This is a genomic window from Brevibacterium sp. FME17 (assembly GCF_014897515.1).
In the GTDB taxonomy this organism is placed as follows: domain Bacteria; phylum Actinomycetota; class Actinomycetes; order Actinomycetales; family Brevibacteriaceae; genus Brevibacterium.
Genome location: NZ_JABUYD010000047.1, coordinates 1 through 4458 on the forward strand (window position 1 = coordinate 1; position 4458 = coordinate 4458).

Annotated in this window: 4 protein-coding genes; all 4 read right to left on the reverse strand. The window is 54.8% G+C overall.

Annotated elements, in window-relative coordinates:
• Nucleotides 1-219 precede the first annotated feature (219 nt).
• From INT40_RS20125 to INT40_RS20140, 4 genes are read right to left on the reverse strand one after another with little or no spacing between them, the layout of a single operon-like run.
• Complete coding sequence (locus tag INT40_RS20125) at nucleotides 220-1416, reverse strand: ABC transporter permease (protein ID WP_069599443.1); 1197 nt, start codon at nucleotides 1414-1416, stop codon at nucleotides 220-222.
• Entirely contained in the window at nucleotides 1409-2095 is a 687-nt protein-coding gene (locus INT40_RS21435) for an ABC transporter ATP-binding protein (RefSeq protein ID WP_009885532.1), read from the reverse strand. Before INT40_RS21435 ends, INT40_RS20125 begins: the two co-directional genes overlap by 8 nt.
• Complete coding sequence (locus tag INT40_RS20135; protein WP_226831720.1) at nucleotides 2095-3288, reverse strand: efflux RND transporter periplasmic adaptor subunit; 1194 nt, start codon at nucleotides 3286-3288, stop codon at nucleotides 2095-2097. Before INT40_RS20135 ends, INT40_RS21435 begins: the two co-directional genes overlap by 1 nt.
• A 25-nt stretch (nucleotides 3289-3313) precedes the next feature.
• On the reverse strand, nucleotides 3314-4171 hold the full coding sequence (locus INT40_RS20140; RefSeq protein ID WP_193096856.1) for a hypothetical protein: 858 nt from the start codon (nucleotides 4169-4171) through the stop codon (nucleotides 3314-3316).
• Nucleotides 4172-4458: the final 287 nt, after the last annotated feature.

Consider the following 4458-nt stretch of genomic DNA (forward strand, 5'->3'; position numbering starts at 1 on the left):
CTTACTCGAATCCGGTGGTTTCAGGCCGCTTCTACACTCTTATTTACGATGAGCCGGATATCTCGCACCTGTGGGCGAAGCTTGGGCTATGCCTACAAGAGGGCACAGCCGCGTAAGATCCCCCGAGGCTCCCCCGCACCTTTCGGCGAAATTGGGAGCTCGACCGCAAGCACCGGGGGAAGGTACGTGTTTCCCACCTGCGGGAACTGTATCGCCCCTTTAATCGCTGCGGACTGCGTCGGCTGGGCGAATGGTTGCAGTTTTCAATGACGGGTAAATTGAGGCGATGATTCCAGTCAAAGTGCCAGCTATAGGGCCCGCGACGAGGAACCAGAACGGCACAAGAGGATTCCACCCAAGAGCCACGGTTATCCCGATCGCGAAGATGACACCGAATCCCACGCCGCATAGGCCACCTATCGAGCCCAGCAACCCGCCCTCTACAAGGAACTTCACCACGACTTGTTCACGAGAGAAGCCTATCGCGCGCCTTAGGCCGATTTCCGATGTTCTGGCCATAACTGATGACAGTGTTGCGTTGGCAACGATCAAGAGAGTGAGGATCCAAAGAACGATTCCCACGCCCATGAGAAGCCCGTCGACGTCTGTAGCAACTCCCTTACGCAGGTCCCCAAGGGATTCAGCGCCGGACGCAGCGATCTTCGATGCCTGACCTGGAGCTGCAAGGTCTGGAACAAGTGCCGCAACCGAGCTCGAGAATCCCAAATCCGTTCTCACGAGGAGTTCGCTGTGATCGTCGTAGTCCCGAAACTCCTCAGCGACTTGTGGCGGGATAAGTATCGACTGGGCGAGTTTTGGGTCTCGTTCGCTGGAGACGATTCCGATTGCGGTGAACGTTTGGATACCAAACCTGAAGGTCTGATCGTAGCTATGCGCGCCGATTCCGAGCTGCTTGGCGACGGATGCACCGACTAGTGCAATGTTATCGTCAGGTGCCTTGCTCCAGGTCTTTGCAATCGAGGCGGGAATCAGATCGACATCATTGGCTCCGAAGTAGCTTTCGTCCACACCGAGCACGCGCACGTCCTCAACTTCTGGCCCGCCCGGTAAACGAGAAATCGTTCGTTCTCCGGGGCTGATAGGCAGGTATCGTGTTGCGGAGTTGACATGAGAGATAGTTGACACAGCCTCCGCGGATCCTTCGGTAAGTAGGTCCAGACTTGAGGCGGTCGCGCCCGTATCATCCGATGCGGAGCTGTCGTGAACTTGGTAAACACGAACTTCATCTAAGGCTGTAGCCGCGAGCTGCTCATCAATTTGGTTTGCTGCCGTGACTGCGACGACTCGTGACGCAATGAGGCCGGCGATTGATAAGGTGACAACGACAACGATAATGAGGCTTTTCACGCGTCTCGCGTTTGCGTCTCTGACAACATCAAGAAGCAGGTCACGCATGCGTGCTCCGCTGTTGGAGAGATCCGTGTCTTAACTCGTACGAGCGATCGCACTGTTCTGCGAGCCGGTGATCGTGGGTGATTATGACGACGGCAACGCCACGATCTCGTTCAGCGTTGAGCATGTCGATGATGCGCTGCGAATTATCGGGGTCAAGGTTTCCAGTGGGTTCATCAGCCAGAATGATATCTGGGCCCCGCACTATCGCCCTCGCAATAGCCAGTCGTTGACGTTCACCACCGGAGAGAACTCGAGCCGGTTGGTGCAAGCGATGAGAAAGCCCGACCTTCTCGATAGCATCTTCAACAAGCTGGAGGCGATCGTGCCGAGGAGTTCGCGAAGCCCACAACGCTAGCTCAACATTGTCCGAACATGTTCGTACTGGCAGGACGTGTGAGTCCTGAAAAACGAACCCCAGGTGATCAGCGCGGAGCCGGTCAATTGTTCGAGGTGAAGCTTCTTCTGTGCTCACTCCCATCACTGAGGCAACACCAGATGTCGGTCGGTCGAGAAGGCCAATTATGTTCAGAGCCGTTGACTTGCCTGACCCGCTGGGGCCGACAATTGAGACAGTTGCGCCTGGATACACGGTGAGATTGAAACCGGTCAACACCTGAGTAGGTGGATGACCGGCATAGGACTTCGAAATGTCAGTGAACACGGCCATGGGTTCACTCATCAGGGGCCGACGACAATCTTGTCTCCTACGGTGATGCAGTCAGAGGATACTTCTATCCACCCAGATGCCTCTTCTCCAGTGCTGACACGGCACTTCTCGTCGGCTCCCGGCAATAGTACGTAGTTTCCTTCAGGGTCCTCTCGCAACCCGACTAGTGGAATAGCGGTGCTTTTATCGCTATCGTCGCCCGCTAGCGTGATGCTTACGGCTGCAGCGTCTTGAAGTTCGTCGGGGAAGTCGTCTTCAGATTCGAATGTTACATCGTAGCCGGGAGGGATCTTGTCGTCTTCTCCGCTGGCCTCTTTGAAGTCCGATATTTCTTTAACTGTGAATATCTCCTGGCTGACCGTGCTGTCGGTCGTGCTCACGGTGACTTCTGTCCCTGTTTCGAATTTCTCGGCTTGAGACAGATCGACGCGGGCTTTGACCGTGCTCTCACCTGAGCGAACGGTCCCGAGCACGGGTTCTTCAGAATCGATGATCGAGCCTCTTTTGACGATCTTCTCGATATTCGGGCTCCCCGATGGTAGAAAATAAAAGTCGGAGAGTCTGAACTGCACTCCCGCCTTCGCTTTTGCGGAGTCGAGCTGCTCACGAAGCGTTTGGCGTTCTTCGTCGTCAACCTCAGAATCTGACTTCGCCTCGTCGTACGCAGCCTGTGCTTCCTTGACTTCGTCCTGTCCGGATGACGGAGCTTTAAGGTCGTAGCCGGAATACAGTTGGGCGATGCCATCGCGAGTGGACTGGGTAAATTTCTCAGACCGGGCGGAGGCCTTGCCAAGATTGCTGAGCAGTGAGTTCAGCTCGCGAACATCGTCGCCAGAGTCTCCTAGGTCGAGATTTCGATAGAGCGGAAACTCTGTGCTCACGGCAAAAATTGGGCGCCCAGAGACGATCGCGATCAGTTGGCCTGAGTTGAGCACGTCGCCCTTCGACACCTCGACACGAGTCACCACCTGCTCGCCTTCGCTAGCTTGAAGTGTGATGTCGCTCGTCTTGCCGCGCCTGACATTGCCGCCGATTGTTGTGTCGCTGGTCAGCGCCCTTTCTTCGACTTTGGCGAGTCCTGTAACAGTTTGCTCGTCTGTGTCTTTCAAATCATCAAGCGGAGCACGGAGAAAATAGCCGAGCATGAAGCCGACGATAGCGAGGACACATCCGACAACGGAGGCCAATCCCAGTGGTGTACTCAACCACCCAAGTGGTCGTGATTTGCCATTAGCCTTCATAGCTCTTGATGACTTGCCTTGCGTCCTCTAGTACTGGAACAGCTCGTGATCGGAACTCCTGATATTCCGAAGCATGCTTCGTGACATATTGCTTTTGCTCTTCCCAGAGATTGGCAGCCCACGCATCAACAAATTTGGTTGACTCCTTGCAATCGACGTCCTTTAGGGCCGTCTTGATCGCTTCCTCTTCATCCATCGTGGAGACCCCAGACGGGATGAATCCTTCTCCGTCTATCTTGATTCCCTTAGAGTCCATGCAGTCAACCCAAGTTTGCCGAATTTCTTCCCGTGCCTCGTCATTAACGACAGTGTTATCGACCAAGGTGGGCTGGATTTCGTTAGCGAACTCGTTCTCAACTTCGGAGAACTGCTTCACGGAAGGATCACTGGTCGCACAGTCCCGGAGAACAGCTATGTCATCTTCGGAGAGTTGCTCACTAGTGACATTGTCTTTGGCTTCTGTATCGGGGAGGGAGTCGTAACCATATTTCGCCGCTAGAGTAGGTGACCAGACGCCGATGTCGGTGTAAGCTTTCTCCGAAATTTCGTTGCGACGATCGTAGGGAGAATACTCGATCCCTTGTTTATCCGCGCACTTTGAAGACGCAATGCTGTTGGCGTACCCGATTGTCGTCTCTTCGTCCCATGTGAGTGTCAGTTGTCGGCCCGGAGTTTCTATCGATCCGTCTTCGTAGTCGATAGTCGAGGTCATACCCGCCAAGCTGTCGGTCTGTTCGTCGTCTGCGTTACCGCAACCAGCAACACCCGCTGTCAGAAACGCGACGGCCAAAAGGGCAACCGCCCGGCGCACAGCCGAGCGGTTGCGGTTTGAACTAAGTGTCTTCACGAGCACCTTACCCATTTGTGACTACTGATTTTATCCTGGAAGTTTTTCGAGCTAGCGCCTGATGTCTCGCTGTAGCCGCCTCCGTTTTTCAAGTAGGGGTCCGACGTGATTCCGCCACTCGCTGGCCGATTGAACCGAATGCCGGCACCCTTGTGGCTGGTGTTCTGGTAAAAGACTACAGCACACCGACTGCCACGGTTGGCGACTGAATTGGCCTTGTCGTTGGGGTTCCTGGTTGGGTCCCCGAGTAGGAGTCCGGTGACTATGTGAGTTTCGCATCCGATAAT

Coding starts and splice junctions, on each gene's coding strand:
- INT40_RS20125 (WP_069599443.1), bottom strand. CDS start 1,416: ATGCGTGACCTGCTTCTTGATGTTGTCAGAGACGCAAACGCGAGACGC.
- INT40_RS21435 (WP_009885532.1), bottom strand. CDS start 2,095: ATGAGTGAACCCATGGCCGTGTTCACTGACATTTCGAAGTCCTATGCC.